This is a genomic window from Streptomyces sp. SM10 (genome assembly GCF_002910915.1).
Lineage (GTDB): Bacteria > Actinomycetota > Actinomycetes > Streptomycetales > Streptomycetaceae > Streptomyces.
In genome coordinates, this window is record NZ_NEUF01000146.1 from 1 (window position 1) to 1,807 (window position 1,807).

The 1,807-nt window shown below is 68.8% G+C and carries 1 protein-coding gene; it reads left to right on the forward strand.

Features of this window, described 5'->3' with window-relative positions:
• Positions 1 to 1,807, forward strand: a 1,807-nt coding sequence (locus tag B9S57_RS23115) for a beta-ketoacyl synthase N-terminal-like domain-containing protein (protein ID WP_146057794.1), incomplete at both ends; no start/stop codon positions are given.

Genomic DNA, 1,807 nt, shown 5'->3' on the forward strand with positions numbered 1-1,807 from the left:
CGTCGGAGCGGTTGTCGGCGGTGTTGCGGCCGAAGGTTGATGCGGCGTGGAATCTGCATGAGTTGACGCGTGGCATGGGTCTGTCGATGTTCACGTTGTTCTCCTCGGCGGCCGGTGTGTTCGGTGGTGCGGGGCAGGCGAACTACGCGGCGGCGAACGCGTTCCTCGATGCCCTGGCCGAAGTGCGGAAGGCGGAGGGGCTGGCGGGGCAGTCCCTGGCCTGGGGCTTGTGGGCCCAGGCCAGCGAGATGACCGGGCAGCTCGGCGCGGATGATCTGCGGCGGATGGCCCGGGGCGGTCTGACGCCCTTGACCACGGAACAAGGGCTCAAGCTGTTCGATGCGGCCGGGGCGCTCCCCGGCGAGGCCGTGCTGGTGCCGATCCGTGTGGACACGGCTGCCCTGCGGGTACGGCCGGAGATGACTCCGCTGATGCTGCGGGGCCTGGTACGGATGCCTGACCGGCGCCACGCCGAAGCCGGCGATGACCGCTCCCAGTCCTTCGCACGCACCCTCCTCAGGCTGGCGCCCGCGGAGCAAGAGGCACACGTCCTTGAACTCGTACGCAACGAGGTCGCTTCGACCCTGGGCCACAGCTCCGGCGACGCGGTCAAACCCCGGCAGGTCTTCACCGATCTCGGGTTCGACTCCCTGACCGCCGTGGATCTTCGTAACCGGCTCAACGCAGTCGTGGGCCTGCGGCTGCCGGCGACCCTGGTCTTCGACTACCCGACCCCCTCGACGCTGGCCGGATTCATCCGGGCGGAGGTACTGGGTACGCACAGCGAGCCGACCGTGGCTGCCGGGACGGCCGGCACCACCGTGGACGACCCGATCGCGATCATCGGCATGAGTTGTCGCTATCCCGGCGGAGTGTCCGGACCGAAGGACCTGTGGCGCCTTCTCTCCACCGCCGGCGACGCGGTCACTGGCATCCCGGCCGACCGGGGCTGGGACGTGGACGCGCTGTTCGACCCCGACCCGGACAACCCCGGCACGTCTTACACCCGCGAAGGCGGGTTCCTGCACGACGCCACCCACTTCGATGCGGAGTTCTTCGGGATCTCGCCGCGCGAGGCGGTAGCGATGGATCCACAACAGCGACTGCTCCTGGAAGCCTCCTGGGAAGCGGTGGAATCAGCCGACATCGATCCCGCCTCTCTGCGGGGCAGCGACACAGGCGTCTTCGCCGGACTCATGTACCACGACTTCGCGGCCTATGCCGCTGCATCCGCCGAAAGCCTGGAAGGGCACCTCACCACGGGCACCGCAGGCAGTGTGGCGTCGGGTCGGGTGTCGTACACGTTGGGGCTCGAGGGCCCGGCGGTGACGGTGGATACGGCGTGTTCGTCGTCGTTGGTGGCGTTGCACTGGGCGATTCAGGCGTTGCGGTCGGGTGAGTGTTCGATGGCGCTGGCCGGTGGGGTGACGGTCATGGCCACCCCTGGCACGTTCGTGGAGTTCTCCCGGCAACGAGCTCTCGCGGTGGACGGCCGCTGCAAGTCCTTCGCCGCAGGAGCCGACGGCACCGGCTGGGGCGAGGGTGTGGGCATGCTGCTGGTGGAGCGTCTGTCGGATGCGCGGCGCAACGGCCATCGGGTCCTGGCGGTGGTGCGGGGCAGTGCGGTGAATCAGGATGGTGCGTCGAACGGTCTGACGGCGCCGAATGGTCCGTCGCAGCAGCGGGTGATCCGGCAGGCGTTGGCGAATGCCGGATTGTCGGCTTCGCAGGTGGATGCGGTGGAGGCGCACGGTACGGGGACGAAGTTGGGTGACCCGATCGAGGCGCAGGCTTTGCTGGCGACGTA